Source organism: Paenibacillus sp. G34 (genome assembly GCF_056856875.1).
Genome location: NZ_CM166469.1, coordinates 3644777 through 3663967 on the forward strand (window position 1 = coordinate 3644777; position 19191 = coordinate 3663967).

Here is a 19191-nt window from a genome sequence, read left to right on the forward strand (position 1 = left end):
GACGGAAGCCCCTTGCTTCTGAAACTCATTATATCAGATTTTGGATTCAAGAGCACCTATCCGGGCTGAATTAACCCGCTGCTGGCTCATTAAGCTCATGTTTTTGTCTGCACTCTTTGCACACTCCTTGAAAATCAAGCCGATGATCTGTGACAGCAAAACCGTACTGACGTAGAACCTGCTGCTCCAAACGAAGCAGTCCGTCTTCCATAATTTCTTCCACACTGCCACATTCCGTACAGATCAAGTGGTGGTGATGATGAGAGCCGTCTGTGCTGCGCAGATCAAAACGAGCCGCCCCATCGCCAAAGTTAATCTTCTCTACAACCTGCAGGTCACTAAGTAACTCCAGCGTGCGATAAACAGTTGCGAGCCCGATCTCTGGAAACTTTTCTTTCACCAGAAGAAATACTTCTTCCGCACTAAAATGATCCTTCTCATGTTCCAACAGTACACGTACCGTCACTTCACGTTGTTGGGTTAACTTATATCCTTTATCAACTAATTGATTTTTGATTTGGTGAATTTGCTCTGAAATGGACTTGTCCCGATTGTTAGCCATACGGGTGCACCTCCGTTATTAATTGGTTACTTTCTCTTACTTAAACCATTCTTCATTCACATACTCACGATATTGTCCTCTGTAAATAAACTCATTATATAGTTAGATTTTAAATCCAGCTTACATCATCAATAAATTTGTTGTTGTCTCTTATTTATAATAATTATAATCTAATAATAAGTCTTTATCTTATAAAATGCAATGCTTTCAATCACACTTTCATAAGAAATGGAAGAAAATCGAGGTGATGTTTGTAAACATACACAGCAAATAACCCCCGCACATGCGAGGGTTATTTATTGCAATATGGATTCTGATCATATTATATAATATCAAAATAATAACAACAAAATGATCTTCAAAAACAAGCTTAAACCAACACGGTTGCGCCCATCAAATATTTATCCACTTCACGAGCTGCTTCACGGCCTTCATTAATAGCCCAAACTACCAGACTTTGACCGCGACGCATATCACCAGCTGCAAATACTTTATCCACATTCGTGTTGTATTTGCCATAACGTGCTTTGACATTTGTACGACGATCCGTTTCAAGTCCCAGTTGTTCAACCAGCGTTTGTTCCGGTCCGTCGAAGCCAATAGCAATCATCGCCATTTGTGCAGGGAATACCCGCTCTGTACCTGGAACAGGCTGATAAATTTTGCGACCTGTCTCATCAACGATACGTTCAATTTGAATCGTATGCAATTCTTTGAGATTACCCTCTTCATCACCCACAAATTTGGTGGTCATGATGGAGAATTCACGTGGGTCTTGACCAAACAAGGCTTTGGCTTCTTCTTGCGCATAGTCCAGTGTGTATACGTTCGGAAATTGAGGCCAAGGATTGTTGATTGGATCACGCTCCATCGGCGCCTGAGTATGCGTACCGAATTGTGTGATCGTGCGACATCCGTGACGCAGCGAAGTAGCTACACAGTCAGAGCCTGTATCTCCGCCCCCGATTACAATAACATCTTTATCCTTTGCAGAGATGTAGTTGCCATCCTCCAGGTTAGAGTCCAAGAAGCTTTTGATGCTGCTATTCAGGAAATCCATTGCATAATGAACACCTTTAAGGTCAGCACCTTCAATGTTGAACTCACGAGGTTTGGTTGCACCGCCGCACAGAACAACAGCATCATAATCGTTAACAAGTTGCTCAGCCGGAATATCTTTTCCGATCTCTGTATTCGTAATAAACTCAATTCCTTCAGCTGCCAGCAAATCCACACGACGTTGTACCACTTTTTTATCCAGCTTCATCGTAGGGATTCCGTACATCAACAATCCGCCGACACGGTCTGAACGTTCATATACGGTTACCGTATGTCCAGCCTTGTTTAATTGAGCCGCTGTTGCAAGTCCCGCTGGACCTGAACCAACTACAGCTACACGCTTACCTGTGCGTTTCTCCGGTGGTTGTGGCACAACCCAACCTTCTTCGAAGCCTTTTTCAATAATGGCTTCTTCAATCGTTTTGATCGTTACAGGCTGACCGATGAGGCCCACTGTACATGATCCTTCGCAAGGAGCTGGACAGATACGTCCTGTAAACTCCGGGAAATTGTTCGTTTTGTGAAGGCGTTCCAGCGCTTCCTTCCACAACCCGCGGTAGACGAGATTATTCCACTCTGGAATCAAGTTATGAACCGGGCAGCCTGACGTACCGCCAGTCATATCTATACCTGTATGGCAATAAGGGGTACCACAATCCATGCATCTTGCACCTTGTGTTCTGAGCTCTTCTTCAGCCATATGTTTATGAAACTCTTCCCAATCCTTGATACGCTCCGCTGGCTCTCGATCGGCAGGGAGCTGCCGTTTGTATTCCATAAATCCAGTAGGTGTAGACATCTTACGTTTCCCCCATCCGTTCTTGTCTTAATCCCTTCATGATCCCTTCATGCGCATGGCTCTATATGAAATGGATTACTCTTTTACCTGAGTTTTTGTCTATTGTATCACAAAATCTACTCAAAGATATTTCAATTATAGTAGCATTTACGACAGTGAATATTAAATGGATTATCCGCATAATTATTTGTATTTTATACATCATAGCGTTCATATGAACGTATGGTCAATAGCTTAAATTTGGTCATAAAACACAGCATGTTACTTTATTAAAACCGAAAGTTGAAAAGAAAAATCGAAATAACGTTATATAAATGTAAGATAAATTGTCATTAAAATCAAGCTTTTTAATGAAATTATACTCATATACGAAAAAACAAGTTTGATTTAAAGCTTTACAACGTTGAAATCCTACAGTTTTTAGACTATTTAGTCATTTTCTCAAGTTCACTCTATGTATATTATGCAAAATCAACCAGCTACTATGTTATATTGGTGTGAAGATATTTGAATCGGTCACGATCCCTTACATTCACATAAAAAAGACACTGTTCACGAAAAATTCGTGGGCCCAGTGTCATTGATATCTTCTATTTTTTACGCTCGTAAAACTCGAATGTAAAAGGATAAATATTTTTTTCGTCTTGCTCTCCATCGATCTGTTTCGTTAACTCCCACTCTGACCAGTCTACTTCAGGAAAAAACGTATCTCCCTCAAACTGTTCATGAATTCTGGTCACAATGAGCCGATCTGCAAACGGTAAAAACTCCCGATATACCTGAGAACCCCCGATCACGCAAAGTTCTTCACCCTGAGCTACCTTCACTCCTTCTTCAATCGTATGTACGATCTCAGCCTGATCAGCTCTGTAGTTCAAGTCCCGGGTGACAACAATATTACGACGCTGTGGAAGAGGTTTACCGCCAAATGACTCCCACGTATTACGTCCCATAATAATTGTTTTGTTTATCGTTTGTTGCTTGAAAAAAGCCATATCTTTTGGCAATCGCCAAGGAAGAGAATTATTACGTCCAATCACACCATTCTCTCCCATTGCCCATACCAATTCAATACTCAAAGGCCGCACATCCCTTTCGTTGAATATGTTATTGTGTTTATACTGCAATCGGTGCTTTAATCCCCGGATGATGCTCATAATTTTCAAATTCAAAATCCTCAAACTTGTAATCAAAAATCGAATCAGGCTTGCGCTTGATCACAAGCTTAGGCAAAACAAAAGGCTCCCGCTCCAGCTGCGTTTTCACCTGCTCCACATGATTGGAATAGATATGCACGTCTCCACCAGACCAGATGAAATCGCCCACTTCCAGGTCACATTGCTGTGCAATCATATGTGTCAGAAGTGCATAACTCGCAATGTTAAACGGCAACCCGAGGAAGGTATCCACGGAACGCATTGTCAGCATACAGGATAATTTACCCTCAGCCACATAAAATTGAAACGCGAAATGACAAGGTGGCAGTTTCATGTTGTTAATCTCGGCCACATTCCACGCACTCACCAAATGTCGGCGGGAATCCGGATTATTTTTGATCGAATCTACAACCGCTGCAATCTGGTCTATTTTCTCCCCATTTGGTGCTTCCCATGTGCGCCACTGTGAACCATACACCGGTCCAAGATCACCGTTCTCGTCTGCCCAGTCATCCCAGATCTTCACACCATTTTCTTTCAGATAAGCAATATTCGTATCCCCGCTCAAAAACCACAGCAGCTCATGAATCACTGATTTCAGGTGAATTCGCTTGGTTGTTACAAGTGGGAAACCTTCGGACAAGTCGTATCGAAGCTGTCTGCCAAATACAGATTGTGTTCCTGTTCCAGTACGATCCCCTTTGTGAACGCCGTTATCCAATATATCTTGTAATAAATCGAGATAGTTTTTCATGTTGGTATCTCCTCGCATCTCTATATATGTTGCACTCTCACTCATACCCATTTGGGTGCAGACTAATCAAGTCTGATCATTACTAAAGTGTACCACAATTGAGTACTAGGAAGAAATGAATTCGCTAAACAAGTTGAGGAGTGCATTCTTCCACCCTCCTATGGACACCTACATCCTGTCTTCCCAATTGCAACTCAAAAAAGAGACGAACAACGCGTTAGCGCTATTCGCCTCTTTAGAATTTACATATAATACCTGACCGGACGAATCCGATACTTCGATGATCTTAGCGGGAGATGATGTGGATCGGGTGACCCATTACCAATTCCGCTGCTTCCATCACGATTTCGCCCAAAGTTGGGTGAGCATGGATAGTCAGCGCCAGATCTTCCAATGTTGCACCCATCTCGATTGCAAGACCAAGCTCAGCAATCAAGTTGGAAGCTTCCAGACCAACGATTTGGCAACCCAATACAAGGCCACTTTCTTCGTCAGCAACGATTTTCACGAAGCCTTCAGCATGGTTCAAAGATACCGCACGGCCATTACCCGCATAAGGGAATTTACCTGCTTTTACTTTGTAACCTTTTTCTTTTGCTTCTTTCTCCGTGTAACCTACGCTGGAGCACTCAGGATCTGTGAACACAACAGCTGGCATACATTTGTAATCAACTACAGATGGTTGTCCAGCGATTGCTTCTGCAGCCACCTTACCTTCATAAGAAGCTTTGTGTGCCAGAGCCAGACCAGATACGATATCACCAATTGCGAAGATGTGCGGGATGCTAGTGCGACCTTGGTGGTCAACTTTAACGAATCCGCGCTCGTCAACGTCAACACCGATCATATCAAGACCCAGTTCTCCGTCTGTATTAGGACGACGTCCTACAGTAACGAGCAGGTAATCTGCAGTTACTTCTTTGGACTCACCATTTACAGAATATTTAACAGTTACATCTTTATCCGTTTGCTCAGCACTTTCCGCTTTTGCACCCGTTACGATTTCGATGCCTGTTTTCTTCATGTTTTTAGCCACAAGGCTAGTCATGTCTTTATCGAAACCTGGCAGTACAGTATCCAAACCTTCGATGATTGTTACTTTAGCACCGAATTTGGAGTACATTTGACCAAGCTCAGCACCGATGTAGCCGCCGCCGATAACGATCATGCTTTTTGGTACTTCAGGCAAGTTCAATGCTTCTGTCGAAGACAGGATGCGTCCGCCAAACGGGAAAGGTTTCAGTTCGATTGGACGGGAACCTGTTGCAATGATTGCATTTTTGAACTTGTAACGTGGTGACTCGTGATCGTTGAATACACGAGCTTCGTTTTCGTTGATGAACATGCACTCACCGTTGAAAACTTCAACTTTGTTGCCTTTGAGCAAACCAGCTACGCCGCCAGTCATTTTCTTAACAACGCCGTTTTTGAATTCTTGCGTTTTAGCAAAGTCCACTTTTACATTCTCAGCGGAGATACCAAATGCTTCGCCGTGAAGAGCAGACTCATATTGATGTGCAGCAGAGATCAGAGCTTTGGATGGGATACATCCGCGGTTCAAACATACGCCGCCCAGCTCGGATTTGTCTACGATCAATACGCTTTGGCCCAGTTGTGCAGCACGGATGGCAGCTACATAGCCGCCAGGTCCCGCACCAATTACTAATGTGTCGATATTGAGAGAAGCGTCGCCTACTACCATATCTTACACCTCCATAACAAGCAGCTCAGGGTTAGCGAGCAGCTGTTTAATGTAATTCATAAAGTTTTGTGCTGTTGCGCCATCGATGATACGGTGGTCGAAGCTCAAGGACAATGCCATTACAGGTGCTGCAACAACTTCGCCGTTTTTGATAACCGCTTTTTCGCTGATGCGTCCTGTACCCAAGATAGCAACTTCTGGGAAGTTGATGATTGGAGTGAAGAACATACCGCCAGCAGAACCGATGTTACTGATGGAGATTGTGCTTCCTCTCATTTCGTTCGCACTCAGTTTGCCATCGCGTCCACGAGCTGCCAGATCACGAATGGAATCAGCGATCATCCAGATGGATTTACGATCAGCATCTTTGATTACAGGAACGATCAGGCCGTTGTCTGTATCTGTAGCGATACCGATGTTGTAGTATTTTTTGTACACAATTTCATTTGCTTCTTCATCAATCATTGCGTTCAACGCTGGGAATTGACGGGAAGCTGCAACCAATGCTTTAACGATGAATGGCAAGTAAGTCACTTTTGTGCCTTTTTTCTCTGCAATTGGTTTCATGCGTGTACGGAATGCAACCAGTTCAGTTACGTCCACTTCGTCCATGATTGTAACGTGAGGTGCAGTATAAGCCGATTTAACCATTGCATTGGAGATCGCTTTACGGATACCTTTGAAAGGTACGCGCTCTTCTTCAAGGCGTTGATCAGCTGCTGCAGCTGCAGGTGCTGCGGATTTTTTCTCTTCTTGAGCCGGAGCGTCGGAAGAAGTTGCCGCTGCGGAAGATCCGCCACCATTTTTGAAGGATTCTACATCTTCTTTGGTTACTTTACCGTTGTTGCCAGTACCGTTAACCTGAGCGATGTCTACACCTTGCTCACGAGCAAATTTACGAACGCTTGGCGTAGCCAAAACGTCTTTTGCAGGAACTGCAGGAACGCTGTTGTTGCCGCCTTCTTGAGCTGCATTAGAGCTGGAAGTTGCTGCAGAAGAACCGCTAGTATCCGCTCCGCCTTGTGCTGCGTCTTTCTCTTGCGCACCTTGGTCTTCAGCAGGAGCGTCGTCTTGCTCAGGCAGTTCGCCTTCTGCATCGATAACCGCTACAACTTCACCAACGTGGCAGACTTGACCGTCTTTAGCGAAAACTTCAGTTACTGTTCCGTTTACCGGACAAGGAACTTCAACAACCGCTTTGTCGTTCTGTACTTCCATGATGATATCGTCGTCAGTTACTTTGTCCCCGACTTTGATGTGCATCTTGATGATTTCGCCTTCGTGAAGGCCTTCGCCTAGTTCAGGGAATTTATATTCAAATTTAGCCAACTGAAAAACCTCCTTGATTATTTGCTCCATCCTGAAAACAACCCTTAGCTCCACAAACTAACTGTTACTGCGAGTGCAAATAACTGTCAATCAAGGGGCTAATGGCTGTTTACAGTGCAGCCTACGCTGCGATGTGAATCACCATACTGCGCCTTGCGGCATGTCAGATGATTGAATTAGAAGTTCATGACTTTGTTAACCGCAGCAACGATACGTGCCGGGTTAGGCAACCATGTATCTTCGATTTGTGCAAAAGGATATACCGTATCCGGACCAGCTACACGCAGAACCGGTGCTTCCAAGTGCAGGATTGCTTTTTCATTGATTTGTGCAATGACTTCAGCTGCAACACCTGCGCTCTTTTGAGCTTCTTGTACAACAATTGCACGGTTTGTTTTCTTAACGGAAGCAACAACCGTATCGATATCGATCGGGCTGATCGTACGAAGGTCGATAACTTCAACTTTGATGCCTTGTTTTTCAAGTTCTTCTGCAGCTTTCACAGAAGTATGAACCATCATACCGTAAGTAACGATGGTAACATCGGAACCTTCACGAACAACGTTCGCTTTACCCAGTTCAACAACATAGTCTTCTTCAGGTACTTCTGCACGGAAAGCGTGGTACAGATTCAAGTGCTCCATGAAGAATACCGGATCGTTGTCACGGATGGAAGCGATCATCAGACCTTTCGCATCGTAAGGGTTAGAAGGAACTACCACTTTAATACCCGGAGTTTGCGTGAGCAAACCTTCCAGAGAGTCTGTGTGCAATTCTGCCGCTTTTACGCCGCCACCAAATGGCGTACGGAATACGATCGGAGAATTGTATTTACCGCCAGAGCGGAAACGCATACGAGCAGCTTGAACTACCATTTGGTCAAGGGCTTCGAAGATAAAACCTACGAATTGGATCTCAGCTACCGGACGGAAGCCTTGAATACCCAAACCTACAGCCAAACCGCCGATTGCGGACTCAGCCAGTGGTGTATCAAATACACGCTCTTCGCCAAACTCTTTTTGCAAACCTTCCGTTACACGGAAAACGCCGCCTACATTACCTACGTCTTCACCGAAGAGCAACACGTTAGGATCACGTTTCAACTCTACGCGAAGCGCATCACGAATCGCTTCTTTCATGTTCAATTGTGCCATTTGCTTCATTTCCTCCTTAAACATTGACAGTTCACATTTGAATTCATACATGTATACCGAGACACCAGTGCTGGCGCCGGATGTTTATGCTTTATCGGAAAAAACTTATTGGAAATCAGCTTTTTGCTCTTCCAAGTGCTTAGGCGTTTGTTCGAACATGCTGTCGATCAAGCCTGAAATCGTCATTTTCTCGGTTTTTTCCGCTTTTTTAATCTCTTCGTTCACTTTTGCTTTTGCTTCTTCTTTCACACGTGCTGTATCTTCTTCAGTCCACAGACCTTTTTTCTCCAGATACTTAGCGAAACGTGCGATTGGATCTTTTTCGCTCCACTCAGCCTCTTCTTCTTTTGTACGATACTTGGAAGCATCATCAGAAAGGGAGTGTGGACGGAAACGATACGTTACCGCTTCGATCAAAGTAGCGCCTTCTCCGTTACGTCCGCGTTCAGCAGCTTCCTGCACCGCTTTGATAACAGCGAAGATGTCCATACCGTCAACTTTAACACCTTTGATCCCTGCTGCTACCGCTTTGTGAGCGATGGACAGAGCTGCTGTTTGTTTAGCAAAAGGAGTTGTGATGGCATAACCATTGTTTTGCACGAAGAAGATTACAGGCAGTTTGTATACACCAGCGTAGTTCAGACCTTCATAGAAGTCACCTTCGGAAGAACCGCCATCACCTGTGTATGTGATAACTACTTGTTTTTGTTTCTTCAATTTGTAACCCATAGCAATACCCATTGCGTGCAGAATTTGAGCACCAATGATGATTTGCGGCATCAACACGTTAACGCCATCCGGGATTTGTCCACCATGTTGGTGTCCACGGGAGTACAAGAATGCTTGATAAAGAGGAAGTCCATGCCATACGAGTTGCGGAATGTCACGATAGCCAGGACATACAAAGTCTTCTTTTTCAATTGCAAATTCACTACCAACCATTGTAGCTTCTTGACCAGATACTGGAGCATAGAAACCAAGACGACCTTGACGGCCCAGGTTTACTGCACGGTCATCCCAAGTACGGGTAAATACCATGCGGTACATAATTTCTTTTAATTGATCATCGGACAGTTTAGGCATCATGTCTTTGTTAACAATTTCGCCGTCAGGAGACAGCACGGACAGAGCTTCTACATCCTCTGTATACACTTCATAAGGAACCTTGCTCATTTTTTTCTTCACCTCAACAAAAAATTTGAATATCAAGTTCCGCTGTTATATTATTATTATACACCTGTTTCACTGCATACGTCAAAGAAATCCGTAATATTTTTATGTTTCCTTTCGGATTGTATGTATAACAGAGGTTTAATATTGGTATAACAGCATAATACATGATTGCGTGTTCGACCTATCCCCGCACCAGGTTAATCTTACCGTATTGCAAGGTCGAATGCAAAAAATAACCCGGAAAGGTGACGTTTTATGACGGATTCCCGCTATTTGAAACGCACAATTGTTAAGGAAGAGATTGAAAGCCGTTATCTCGGTGAGAAACGCACCTTGCGCATCTATCTTCCCCCAGGCTACAACGAACTGCTCAGCTACCCTGTCGTTTATTGTCAGGATGGCGAAGAGTTTTTCAACTTTGGCCGAATTGCTACGACGGCAAATCGGATCATTCTGGATGAAGGCGCCGAACCTTTCATTATTGTAGGAGTTCAGGTGGACGTCTCTGTGAGGACTCAGGAGTACGCTCCCTTTGGCAGCCGATTCGAAGCCTATACAAAGTGCTTTGCAGAAGAGATTATTCCCTATGTAGAAGAGAAATATCCTGTAAGAAGCTCTTCGCAGGAACGAGTTCTTGCCGGTGATTCGCTTGGAGGCAGTGTTTCATTACATCTGGCACTGATGTATCCGGACCTCTTTACCCGTGTCATCAGCATGTCTGGTGCGTTCTACTCTGCTTCCCAGGAAATCTATGCGGCTGCCGAAGACTTGTCCTGGTTGTCGATCTGGATGATTGTCGGTTTGCAGGAGACGGCGTTTGAAGCCGACACCGGAACGTACGATTTTGTTCAACTGAACCGGGATACTCGGGATCTGCTGGAGAAACGTGGTGCTCTCGTCTCCTATCAGGAGAAAGACGGGAATCACCAGTGGGGCTTCTGGCAAAAAGAACTGCCGGATGCTTTGCTTTACTTTTTGCAAGAAGGTTAATAGAAGCACATCACACAATTATCCTTCAGGAACCTATCAAACAGTCTCATGAACAATCTCACATTTTGTTGAACAGGCGGCCGCACCATAGCCGCTTTTCTTTTTTTATCTTTTCGCCAACTATTTGTTACCGCTTACATTCATGCCCTGAAAAAGAAGCAAGATTCGGTTCGTTCCTGCTTCTTTGCCATTTCACCAATGCTTTTATAAGGATTGCTCTTCTCTAATTTTGTTCAACAATACATCGCAACCTGCGTTAACCAGCTCGTACACTTCTTCAAAGTTACCTGTGTAATATGGATCCGGTACTTCTCTGAGCTTTTCGTTTGGCAGCAAGTTCATGAACTTGATAATCTCTGCCTCTTCCCCGCCCGGCAGGATTCGCACATTCTCTGCGTTGGAATTATCCATGCATATAATGTAATCAAATTCAGTGAAGTCTCCACTCACAAATTGTCTTGCGGTCATATTGGCATAGGAGATTTGATATCCATCCAACAACTTACGTGTCCCCTCATGCGGAGGTTTTCCCACGTGCCAGTTGCCTGTACCAGCCGAATCAATACGAATCTGTTCTCCAAGCCCTTTCTCCAGAACCTTATGGCGCATAACCGCTTCTGCCATAGGTGATCTGCAAATGTTCCCTAGACATACAAATACAACGTTAATCATTTTATGTTACTCTCCTTTGCTCAAAGTCCCTTGAATCACAGACGGTGCATGCTGCGGAAGCAGATTCTCCGGCTTCAGATTGACGTTTTCGCTTGGAGTCAACGAACGACGTGGCAGCTTCCATTTATAATGTACAGAACACATCCGGAAAAAGACAACTGTTACAAAACAAATCAGCAATCCAATGTTTGTTGTAAACCAACCCATTCCGATGGCAAATCCCGCTGCCATTGCCCACACTGCATAGATCTCATCACGTAGAACAAGCGGTTTACGTCCGGCAAGAAGATCCCGAATGATACCTCCGCCAATTCCCGTCAATACAGCTGCAACAATCACGGCACTAATTGGATGGCCCATGTTGGCCGCATACAATCCGCCTTGTATCGCAAACGCAGCTAGTCCAATCGCATCAAATAAGGCTTCTGTGCGTTTCCAGTGACCAATCCACTTCAAAGGTAATACAAAAGCAACGGCTACCGAAATCAGTGCAAGCATAATTAACGAGCCCTGGCTCCATAATGTCGTTACAGGCACACCAATGAGCACATTCCGGATCACTCCGCCTCCGAATGCTGTGACTAGCCCAAGCACAAGTACGCCCAAAATATCATATTCCTCTTCCATGGCTACAAATGCACCGGACATTGCAAATGCGATCGTACCAATAATGCTGAATACTTCAAAAATGTGTAAGTCCAACGCTGTTCAAACCTCACTTTTCAAGTCATCTCCATGTCGCTCTTCCCATTGTATCCGCGAGTACGGAAATTGTGCAACCACATTTTGTCGATTATACTGGATTGGTGTATAGTTTAGAGCTTTGGTACAGAATTATTTAATAACCCTGAAATGTATTCCCTCTATAAATAAGGAAGGATGAAATAGAATGCATCATAAACGTATTGTCATTTTCACAGGAGGACAACTCGCCAAGCAATTCCTTCAGGAGATTAAACCCGATGACGTCATTATTGCAGCAGACCGCGGTGCGCTGTATTTAATCGAGCACGGTATCAAACCACACATCGCAGTGGGCGACTTCGATTCCATTACAGATGATGAACGAGAGATCGTAAGCAGCAACAGCGTAGAGTTTATTGCTTGTGACCCGATTCATAAAGACCTTACAGATACCGAAATGGCGTTTGAGACGGCCCTTGATCATGAACCTACTCATATTCTCATCTTTGGTGCAACAGGCACTCGAATGGATCATACACTTGCCAATGTTCATATTATGGTTCGGGCTATGCAGCATCATATCTCCTGTGCGCTTCAGGACGAGCACAATTATATGACATTGACCACCTCCAGTGCGATCGTAGAGCAGCGAGGGTATACCTATGTGTCTCTACTCCCTTTAACGCATGAGGTCACAGGAATAAATCTGGAAGGATTCATGTATCCCCTCGAGCAAGCCACCATACGTATGGGACAATCCTTGGGCATTAGTAACAAATTACTCGACGAATCGGGCACAGTATCAATTGATAGCGGCATGTTGCTTATTATTCAGAGCAAGGATTGATGATTAGAATCGCTCCGACTGCGATACTTTAGAACAATTATAATGTTTATCGCTCGTAGTTTAGCATTTAATTATTACGTTTTTGTAACCTGAATCTTGCAGATAAAATAGACTTATATGAAGATACCCCCTTGATTTTCAAGGGGGTTTTTGTTTTTAATCTTGTTTCCCATTCGTCAATGATTAATTTTTTGACATTTTTAATCGTATTTTAATAAATACGTGCAAACGACTGGCCTATCAGGCTTTTTGCTTATGTATCCAATTTCTAGGGTGTTACAAAGCTGTTATACTCGCTCTAGCAACTTAACGAAAACGAATTTTGGAGGTACTAACTACATGAAAACAAACTTCTTCATCCAAAAGGCCGTAACCGTCGGGTTGTGCGCTACACTAGGTTTTGGAGCTGTATTAATGACAAATGCACCTGTTGCACAAGCCGCAACTTCATCGGTATCAACAGGACAACAAATTGTTAACTATGGTAAAAAATTCACTGGAACTCCATATAAATTTGGTGCTTCAACAACGACAACCAGAAACTTTGACTGCTCTTCTTTTATGAAGTACATTTTCAAAAAGTATGGTGTAGATCTTCCGCGCACTTCCGCAAAGCAATCCAAAGAAGGTAAGTTTGTGTCCAAAGCCAATCTTCGTGTTGGTGATCTGGTCTTCTTCTCAAGCGGCAGCCGCTCCACCGGTTCTAATGTTACACATGTTGGTGTGTACGCAGGAAACGGCAAAATTCTTCACACTTACGGCTCACCGGGCGTGACCTTGTCAGATCTGAACTCTGGTACGTGGAAAAGAACGTACATTACGGCTCGCCGCGTCCTCTAGACCAACTTCTCTCTTAATATAATCTAGCTGATGACCGGATCAATTGATCCGGTTTTTTCATATCATCCTGTCCTTATAAATACCCAGTTCAAGCCTTCTTTCAAACTGGAGAATGGTGGGTTTTCTATTGAAATCAGCCACCCTCCAACATATACCCGACTCCTCGAACTGTCTGGATCAGCTTCACATCTCTTCCTTTATCCACTTTTACCCGCAGATGTTTAATGTACACGTCAACAACGTTGGTATCCATCACGAACTCATAGCCCCACACCTCACGCAAAATATCGCCTCTTGTACAAGCTTCGTTCACGTGCATCGCCAAAAATTCTAATAGTTCATATTCTTTAGGCGTTAAGTTCAGATATTGTCCTCCACGACTCACTCTTCGCGAGCGAAGATTAAGCCTGAGATCTTGAACCACAATCATCTCCTCGCCTTCATGTGTTGCACTTGCGAACAACCGGAGCAGGCTGCGAATTCTGGCAAGCATAACTTTCCAATGTAGAGGCTCTTCCATTACATCATTCGCTCCAAAATCAAGCCAATCGATAACTCGCTGGGGAGAATTTTCAGGAATAATAACCATTAAAGGTATGGATAAGCCTTGATTCATCCATTTTTTTAAAGCTATTTTATCCTGTTCACTCTGATTCACATGTCCTGGCTCTCGATCCACTAAGATGATTAGATGTGATCGAGTTGATTTTATATCTATCTTGTCGTTCAATTCAGGCCATTCAATATGCTTTATTTCATAGCCCTCGTCTTGCATAACATGCTCGATCCGGTGCACTAACTCACCAGTACCCACTAGGATGATGGTTGTCTTCATTTTTTCACCCGGCCCGTCTGTATTCCGTCGCCGCTACTTGGCATGGATTGTACAGTTAGGATGCCATAAAAAGAAAAAGTCCATTCCCAAGGGAACAGACTTTGTTAGTAGATGAAGGATATTTAAGGCAAATGTTTAATGTGACTCAGCCAAAATAGCGATGAACCAATGTACGTGCTTCCGCCGTATCTTTTGTTCCGTGAACAAGCACACGACCATCCTGAAAAATAACCAACCGATGTTGACCCGTTGTGAATGACACCAGAAAAGGATTCATTTCCACCTTACCTTCACCAAGCCGTTCCAATCGATCTGCTGTCTGCGGAAGATCCAGTTGCATACGGCGCGCAGGACGAATCTGAACAGTGTCCCTGCCACACAACACATCGGTTTTCTCCAGATTGGATGCGGACAGGAACGGATAAGTGGCTGCTTTGCTGCATGAAGCACAGTCTTGCTTTTTTGCCCCGTCCACATTAATGGATATGTACTCGTTTCGCCATACATCAAATGACAACAATTTACGGCGCAGAGCAGCTGAGTTACCGCTTAACAGCTTCATCGCTTCTGCTGTCTGATTGGCCGTCACCATCTGCACCGCTTGAGGAATGATACCAGACGTATCACAAGTATCCCCACCAAGCGGAACTTCACCCAAAAGGCAGTTCAAGCAAGGTGTATCGCCAGGTAAAAACGTGTACGTTATACCGTAACTGCCCACACACCCGCCATAAATCCAAGGAATTTGATGTTTCTGTGCCATATCATTAATAAGCAGTCTTGTATCAAAATTATCGGTTGCATCCATGATTAGATCGGTTTGCCCAACAAGCTCTTCCAACTCGTCCACTCGCACATCCATCACTTTCGCATCGATACGGACTGTTGAATTAATGGCTGTTAGGCGTTTGACCGCCGCCATAGCTTTCGGCATACGATCTATGGCATCCTGTTCCACATACAGCTGTTGCCGCTGCAGGTTGCTCCATTCCACATAGTCTCGGTCTACGATGGTAATTTGTCCAACACCAGAACGAACCAGCGTTTCTGCAATCCCCGTTCCGAGTGCCCCAGCTCCAATAATGAGAACCTTGCTATCCTTTAATCTTGCTTGACCTTCTCTACCGAATGGCGCATATCGTTCCTGTCTGGAATAGCGATCCGCCTGCTCCGCGTGATGTAACTGATCTGTCATGTATGAACCATTCCTTCCACCGGACTGCTTGCTGTAGCATAACGCTTCATTGGAATCATGCCTGATTCGTAAGCCAGCCTACCGGCTTCAACTCCAAGTCGCATTGCTTTTGCCATGTTAACCGGATTACTCGATCCAGATACAGCCGTGTTAAGCAGAACGCCATCCGCCCCAAGTTCCATGGCATAAGCGGCATCTTTGGGTGACCGCAAACCTGCATCTACAATAACAGGCACTACAGCCTGTTCGATGATGATTTCCAGATTATACGGATTGATAATCCCTCTGCCTGCACCGATCGGAGAAGCTCCTGGCATGACTGCATGTACGCCCAGCAACTGGAGCCGTTTAGCTAAAATGACGTCGTCCGAGATATAGGGTAGTACAGTGAATCCTTTTTCAAGCAAAATGCTGCAAGCGTTGTACGTTTCAATCGGATCAGGGAGTAACGTGACTCCGTCCCCGATGACTTCGACTTTTATCATATCACAAAGCCCCGAAGCCCGCGCAAGCTCTGCAATTCTTACAGCTTCCTCAGCAGTTGAGGCACCTGCTGTGTTGGGCAGTAGCGTATATTTGCTTAAATCCAATGTATCCAGAAAGTGCTGTTTGCCCGTCTCCTCCAGATTCAGACGACGTACTGCAAAGGTTAATACTTCCGTTCCTGAGGCTTCCACAGCTTGGCTCTGGACTTCCAAATCACTGAATTTGCCTGTTCCAAGCAACAACCTTGATTCAAACGAGTATTTTCCAATAGTTAACACCCTATGACCCCCTAAGTATTTTACATTTTTTACCATTAACTGCTGATCCATCGTTTTCAACCATCGCCCGAGTATTACTTTGTTTAGCCACCTCCGACAAAATGAACGATCTCAATCCGATCGCCTTCTCTTAAAGTAGTTGTTTCATGGTGATCTTTGGTCAAAATATTGCGGTTCAATTCAACCACTACCGTTTTCACTTGCAGGTTGAATGATTGCAGTAATTTATCGACACGATTCACCCCGTCGTCAACCTGCATCTTTTGGCCATTCACAATAATGTTCACAACATAACACCCTTTCTCTTCAAGCGATCTGGCGAGAATGCTTCAATTCCGATTTCTTGCGCACTTTTACCCTCCAGCATGTCAGCAATCCATTGACTAGTTATCGCACTAAGTAATATTCCATTGCGAAAATGGCCATACGCTGTGTACAAGCCAGCAATGTTTTCACATTTTCCTATATACGGCAGCCCATCCGGGGTGGCTGGTCTTACTCCCGCCCATGCCCGTACAAAGTCTGCCCCCTTGATTCCCGGAACCCAATAACTTGCCGCACCAAGTAATCGTTGCACACTATTTGCAGATACGCTGTGATCTTTTCTTCCTGGCAAACTGGTTGCTCCAATCCACACCTCGCCATTTGCTTTTGGAACGATGTAAACATCTTCTGCATATACCGTGCGATCAGGTTTGTATAGCGCTTGATCTTGTGGAAAACGGATGGCCATAATTTCACCTTTCACAGGTCTAGAAGGCAAGTTCTCTCCTACCTGATGCATTAGTTCCCCTCCATGCAAACCAGCTGCCACGATAACATGTTTACAAGATATATCACCCTTGGCAGTGGCAACCCCTTGCACTCCATCGTTGTTCACGACCAGACGCACATCCTGTACTCCTTCCCATATCCGCGCACCCATCATTTGGGCTGACCTCGCATAAGCTCTAGTCAACGACACAGGCAACGCTTCACTCTCCAGCGGTCTGTAATAAGCGCCATAGGTTTCCCTGTTCAGCCATTCTGCTTCTCGTTGCACCGTGGGACGGTCCCACCAAAATTGCTCTGCGCCCGAAGAAGCTTTCTGTTTGTCCTTGTATCGATTTAAATCACTATATGATCGAAACGGTGTGATAAACCCGCTGCGCCTCAATCCAAAATCTATACCACTCAGAGCGGATAAATGCTCTTTGTGCTTATGCAACAATTCTCTGCTATCATACGCGGCTTTTGCCATGACTGGGTGTGCAAAAGCTTCACTATCTGCTGCAAGCATGCCGGCAGCTGCGCTGGAGGCTCCACCGGCAATCTGGGATTGCTCAACAAGAAGTACTTCCTGGCCTCTCGATGCCAGCTCAAAAGCAATCGCACAGCCTATAACCCCTCCGCCCACAATGATCGTTTCTGAATGCAAAGCTCCCTGTGATTCTGTTGAAGTTGAGGATATAGACATTGTTGTAACCTTATGTTCATCATTCGATGGGGCGACAGTTCCCTCGAGTGGACTCATTCCGCTCTGATTCATTTTCTCATCTCCTTGATTGCATTTTAAGCAACATTCAGATAATGCTTAATTGAGATCATTCACGTTATTTTGATGGAGAATCATTCACTTTACCGCTTCCATAGCCTGTTTTAAAAGAGCGGCAGCATGGGCCGGATTTTTTTGTTGTAATACACCTGAGATGACAGCGGCCCCCCTGGCTCCCGCAGATATAACGGCCTGAATGTTATTCGTCTCAATCCCACCGATTGCTATAACAGGTACTTTCACACTAGAGCATACTTCGGTTAACGCTTCTAATCCCCTTGGTGTTATATCCGGTTTGCTTGCACTTGGGTATACATGCCCGAAAAAAAGATAATCTGCGCCATACTCTTCTGCAATTTTTGCTTCGTGCAAGGAATGCACGGATATTCCTAACCGAAGCCGCAGGTTATGTTTGTTTTTCTGCGTTATCGTTACTTTCGCTTTTTGCAGCATATCTTGGCTCCAATGTGTCCCTTGATAAAAATCGCCTGATGAAAACAGGTTCGCACCGTTGATCACAATGCGGGAGGCTGGGACACCCGACTCTACCATCAACTTCGCCCAGTTGAAGCATTCCTGCTGCGAAAGCTGCTTTTCGCGGATGTGAATGCATTGCACATAAGGCCATATCTCTTTGGCTGCTTTTAGCATAGCTACCCGTTCACCTTGATTCGTAGATATCACATGTAACTCAAAAAAAGGATGGCTTGGGGACCGTTCATTTAATTCGTTCTCTTCATGCTCAGTCACCATTGGATGCAATCTCGTTTTCCCTCCTTTCAGATTTGAGAACGTCCTAACGAAAATAAAATCAAAAAAAGCCACTCCCGTAGGGAGTGGCTGCGTATAAAAAAGGTTCAGTTCAATAACAAACATTCGACGAATACCTGGTAAACAGTCTAATCCGTAACCCTATAACTGTCTGCTCATGTATTGAGATGCCTGTATCACGATGTAGTAAAGATCCCATCTTAACATTGAAGAATCATTTACTATCGTTTTTGCTGAAACGCGCCACTTCCCTACGCTGGTATGATCCAGATCAGGTGCAAAGGGTCCGGAATCGCATTCTTCCATCTCAGCCGCATCGTGCGGCCCCCCTAGTGTTCATATGAAGTTGTAGCCTATATTACCACAACCG

19 protein-coding genes and 1 riboswitch are annotated in these 19191 nt (G+C 44.6%); of the genes, 3 read left to right on the forward strand and 16 right to left on the reverse strand.

The window, feature by feature from the left end; translation table 11 throughout:
* Positions 1–70: 70 nt before the first annotated feature.
* The 8 genes from fur to pdhA all read right to left on the reverse strand — a co-directional run bounded on the left by fur (position 71) and on the right by pdhA (position 9689).
* Positions 71–538 (reverse strand): ferric iron uptake transcriptional regulator, encoded by a 468-nt coding sequence (gene fur, locus AC1VYS_RS16420; protein ID WP_441927590.1) that lies wholly within the window; start codon positions 536–538, stop codon positions 71–73.
* 394 nt (positions 539–932) lie between these two features.
* The gene (locus AC1VYS_RS16425) at positions 933–2420 is read right to left on the reverse strand and encodes a glutamate synthase subunit beta (protein WP_482910594.1); all 1488 of its coding nucleotides are present in this window, start codon (positions 2418–2420) and stop codon (positions 933–935) included.
* A 590-nt stretch (positions 2421–3010) separates the two neighbouring features.
* Positions 3011–3499 carry a dihydrofolate reductase gene (locus tag AC1VYS_RS16430; protein WP_482910595.1) on the reverse strand — a complete coding sequence of 163 codons (489 nt, stop codon included), beginning with the start codon at positions 3497–3499 and terminating at the stop codon, positions 3011–3013.
* Positions 3500–3536: 37 nt separating this feature from the next.
* On the reverse strand, positions 3537–4331 hold the full coding sequence (gene thyA, locus AC1VYS_RS16435) for a thymidylate synthase (protein ID WP_482910596.1): 795 nt from the start codon (positions 4329–4331) through the stop codon (positions 3537–3539).
* 286 nt (positions 4332–4617) lie between these two features.
* A complete protein-coding gene (lpdA, locus tag AC1VYS_RS16440) occupies positions 4618–6033 on the reverse strand; it encodes a dihydrolipoyl dehydrogenase (protein WP_123065714.1) in 1416 nt (471 codons plus the stop codon).
* A 3-nt stretch (positions 6034–6036) separates the two neighbouring features.
* Complete coding sequence (locus tag AC1VYS_RS16445; RefSeq protein WP_482910597.1) at positions 6037–7362, reverse strand: dihydrolipoamide acetyltransferase family protein; 1326 nt, start codon at positions 7360–7362, stop codon at positions 6037–6039.
* Between the two features lie 176 nt (positions 7363–7538).
* A complete protein-coding gene (locus AC1VYS_RS16450; RefSeq protein WP_090916689.1) occupies positions 7539–8516 on the reverse strand; it encodes an alpha-ketoacid dehydrogenase subunit beta in 978 nt (325 codons plus the stop codon).
* 105 nt (positions 8517–8621) lie between these two features.
* On the reverse strand, positions 8622–9689 hold the full coding sequence (gene pdhA / locus AC1VYS_RS16455; RefSeq protein WP_090916691.1) for a pyruvate dehydrogenase (acetyl-transferring) E1 component subunit alpha: 1068 nt from the start codon (positions 9687–9689) through the stop codon (positions 8622–8624).
* Positions 9690–9944: 255 nt separating this feature from the next.
* On the opposite strand from pdhA, the gene AC1VYS_RS16460 reads away from it, so the two are divergent.
* Positions 9945–10679 carry an alpha/beta hydrolase gene (locus AC1VYS_RS16460; protein ID WP_482910598.1) on the forward strand — a complete coding sequence of 245 codons (735 nt, stop codon included), beginning with the start codon at positions 9945–9947 and terminating at the stop codon, positions 10677–10679.
* A 204-nt stretch (positions 10680–10883) separates the two neighbouring features.
* Here the strand turns inward: AC1VYS_RS16460 and AC1VYS_RS16465 are convergent, their stop codons facing one another.
* Positions 10884–11351, reverse strand: coding sequence for a low molecular weight protein-tyrosine-phosphatase (locus tag AC1VYS_RS16465; RefSeq protein ID WP_482910599.1), 468 nt, complete (start codon positions 11349–11351; stop codon positions 10884–10886).
* 6 nt (positions 11352–11357) lie between these two features.
* Complete coding sequence (locus AC1VYS_RS16470; RefSeq protein ID WP_482910600.1) at positions 11358–12053, reverse strand: trimeric intracellular cation channel family protein; 696 nt, start codon at positions 12051–12053, stop codon at positions 11358–11360.
* 187 nt (positions 12054–12240) lie between these two features.
* On the opposite strand from AC1VYS_RS16470, the gene AC1VYS_RS16475 reads away from it, so the two are divergent.
* Both AC1VYS_RS16475 and AC1VYS_RS16480 read left to right on the forward strand, forming a co-directional pair.
* Positions 12241–12882: a thiamine diphosphokinase gene (locus AC1VYS_RS16475; protein ID WP_482910601.1), complete on the forward strand. Its 642-nt coding sequence runs from the start codon at positions 12241–12243 to the stop codon at positions 12880–12882.
* 339 nt (positions 12883–13221) lie between these two features.
* Complete coding sequence (locus AC1VYS_RS16480) at positions 13222–13722, forward strand: C40 family peptidase (protein ID WP_482910602.1); 501 nt, start codon at positions 13222–13224, stop codon at positions 13720–13722.
* Between the two features lie 133 nt (positions 13723–13855).
* Here the strand turns inward: AC1VYS_RS16480 and AC1VYS_RS16485 are convergent, their stop codons facing one another.
* From AC1VYS_RS16485 to AC1VYS_RS16510, 6 genes are all read right to left on the reverse strand, one after another.
* Positions 13856–14557 carry a winged helix-turn-helix domain-containing protein gene (locus AC1VYS_RS16485; protein WP_482910603.1) on the reverse strand — a complete coding sequence of 234 codons (702 nt, stop codon included), beginning with the start codon at positions 14555–14557 and terminating at the stop codon, positions 13856–13858.
* 145 nt (positions 14558–14702) lie between these two features.
* On the reverse strand, positions 14703–15752 hold the full coding sequence (locus AC1VYS_RS16490; protein ID WP_482910604.1) for a ThiF family adenylyltransferase: 1050 nt from the start codon (positions 15750–15752) through the stop codon (positions 14703–14705).
* A complete protein-coding gene (locus AC1VYS_RS16495; protein WP_482910605.1) occupies positions 15749–16516 on the reverse strand; it encodes a thiazole synthase in 768 nt (255 codons plus the stop codon). Before AC1VYS_RS16495 ends, AC1VYS_RS16490 begins: the two co-directional genes overlap by 4 nt.
* 83 nt (positions 16517–16599) lie before the next feature.
* Positions 16600–16803 (reverse strand): sulfur carrier protein ThiS, encoded by a 204-nt coding sequence (gene thiS / locus AC1VYS_RS16500; protein WP_482910606.1) that lies wholly within the window; start codon positions 16801–16803, stop codon positions 16600–16602.
* Positions 16800–18044 carry a glycine oxidase ThiO gene (gene thiO, locus AC1VYS_RS16505; protein WP_482910607.1) on the reverse strand — a complete coding sequence of 415 codons (1245 nt, stop codon included), beginning with the start codon at positions 18042–18044 and terminating at the stop codon, positions 16800–16802. Before thiO ends, thiS begins: the two co-directional genes overlap by 4 nt.
* A gap of 84 nt (positions 18045–18128) precedes the next feature.
* Entirely contained in the window at positions 18129–18803 is a 675-nt protein-coding gene (locus AC1VYS_RS16510; protein ID WP_482915032.1) for a thiamine phosphate synthase, read from the reverse strand.
* 249 nt (positions 18804–19052) lie between these two features.
* Positions 19053–19162: riboswitch (TPP riboswitch) on the reverse strand.
* Between the last annotated feature and the right edge of the window lie 29 nt (positions 19163–19191).

Coding starts and splice junctions, on each gene's coding strand:
- AC1VYS_RS16425 (WP_482910594.1), bottom strand. CDS start 2,420: ATGTCTACACCTACTGGATTTATGGAATACAAACGGCAGCTCCCTGCC.
- thyA (WP_482910596.1), bottom strand. CDS start 4,331: ATGAAAAACTATCTCGATTTATTACAAGATATATTGGATAACGGCGTT.
- lpdA (WP_123065714.1), bottom strand. CDS start 6,033: ATGGTAGTAGGCGACGCTTCTCTCAATATCGACACATTAGTAATTGGT.
- AC1VYS_RS16450 (WP_090916689.1), bottom strand. CDS start 8,516: ATGGCACAATTGAACATGAAAGAAGCGATTCGTGATGCGCTTCGCGTA.
- pdhA (WP_090916691.1), bottom strand. CDS start 9,689: ATGAGCAAGGTTCCTTATGAAGTGTATACAGAGGATGTAGAAGCTCTG.
- AC1VYS_RS16460 (WP_482910598.1), top strand. CDS start 9,945: ATGACGGATTCCCGCTATTTGAAACGCACAATTGTTAAGGAAGAGATT.
- AC1VYS_RS16465 (WP_482910599.1), bottom strand. CDS start 11,351: ATGATTAACGTTGTATTTGTATGTCTAGGGAACATTTGCAGATCACCT.
- AC1VYS_RS16475 (WP_482910601.1), top strand. CDS start 12,241: ATGCATCATAAACGTATTGTCATTTTCACAGGAGGACAACTCGCCAAG.
- AC1VYS_RS16480 (WP_482910602.1), top strand. CDS start 13,222: ATGAAAACAAACTTCTTCATCCAAAAGGCCGTAACCGTCGGGTTGTGC.
- AC1VYS_RS16485 (WP_482910603.1), bottom strand. CDS start 14,557: ATGAAGACAACCATCATCCTAGTGGGTACTGGTGAGTTAGTGCACCGG.
- AC1VYS_RS16490 (WP_482910604.1), bottom strand. CDS start 15,752: ATGACAGATCAGTTACATCACGCGGAGCAGGCGGATCGCTATTCCAGA.
- thiO (WP_482910607.1), bottom strand. CDS start 18,044: ATGAATCAGAGCGGAATGAGTCCACTCGAGGGAACTGTCGCCCCATCG.
- AC1VYS_RS16510 (WP_482915032.1), bottom strand. CDS start 18,803: ATGGTGACTGAGCATGAAGAGAACGAATTAAATGAACGGTCCCCAAGC.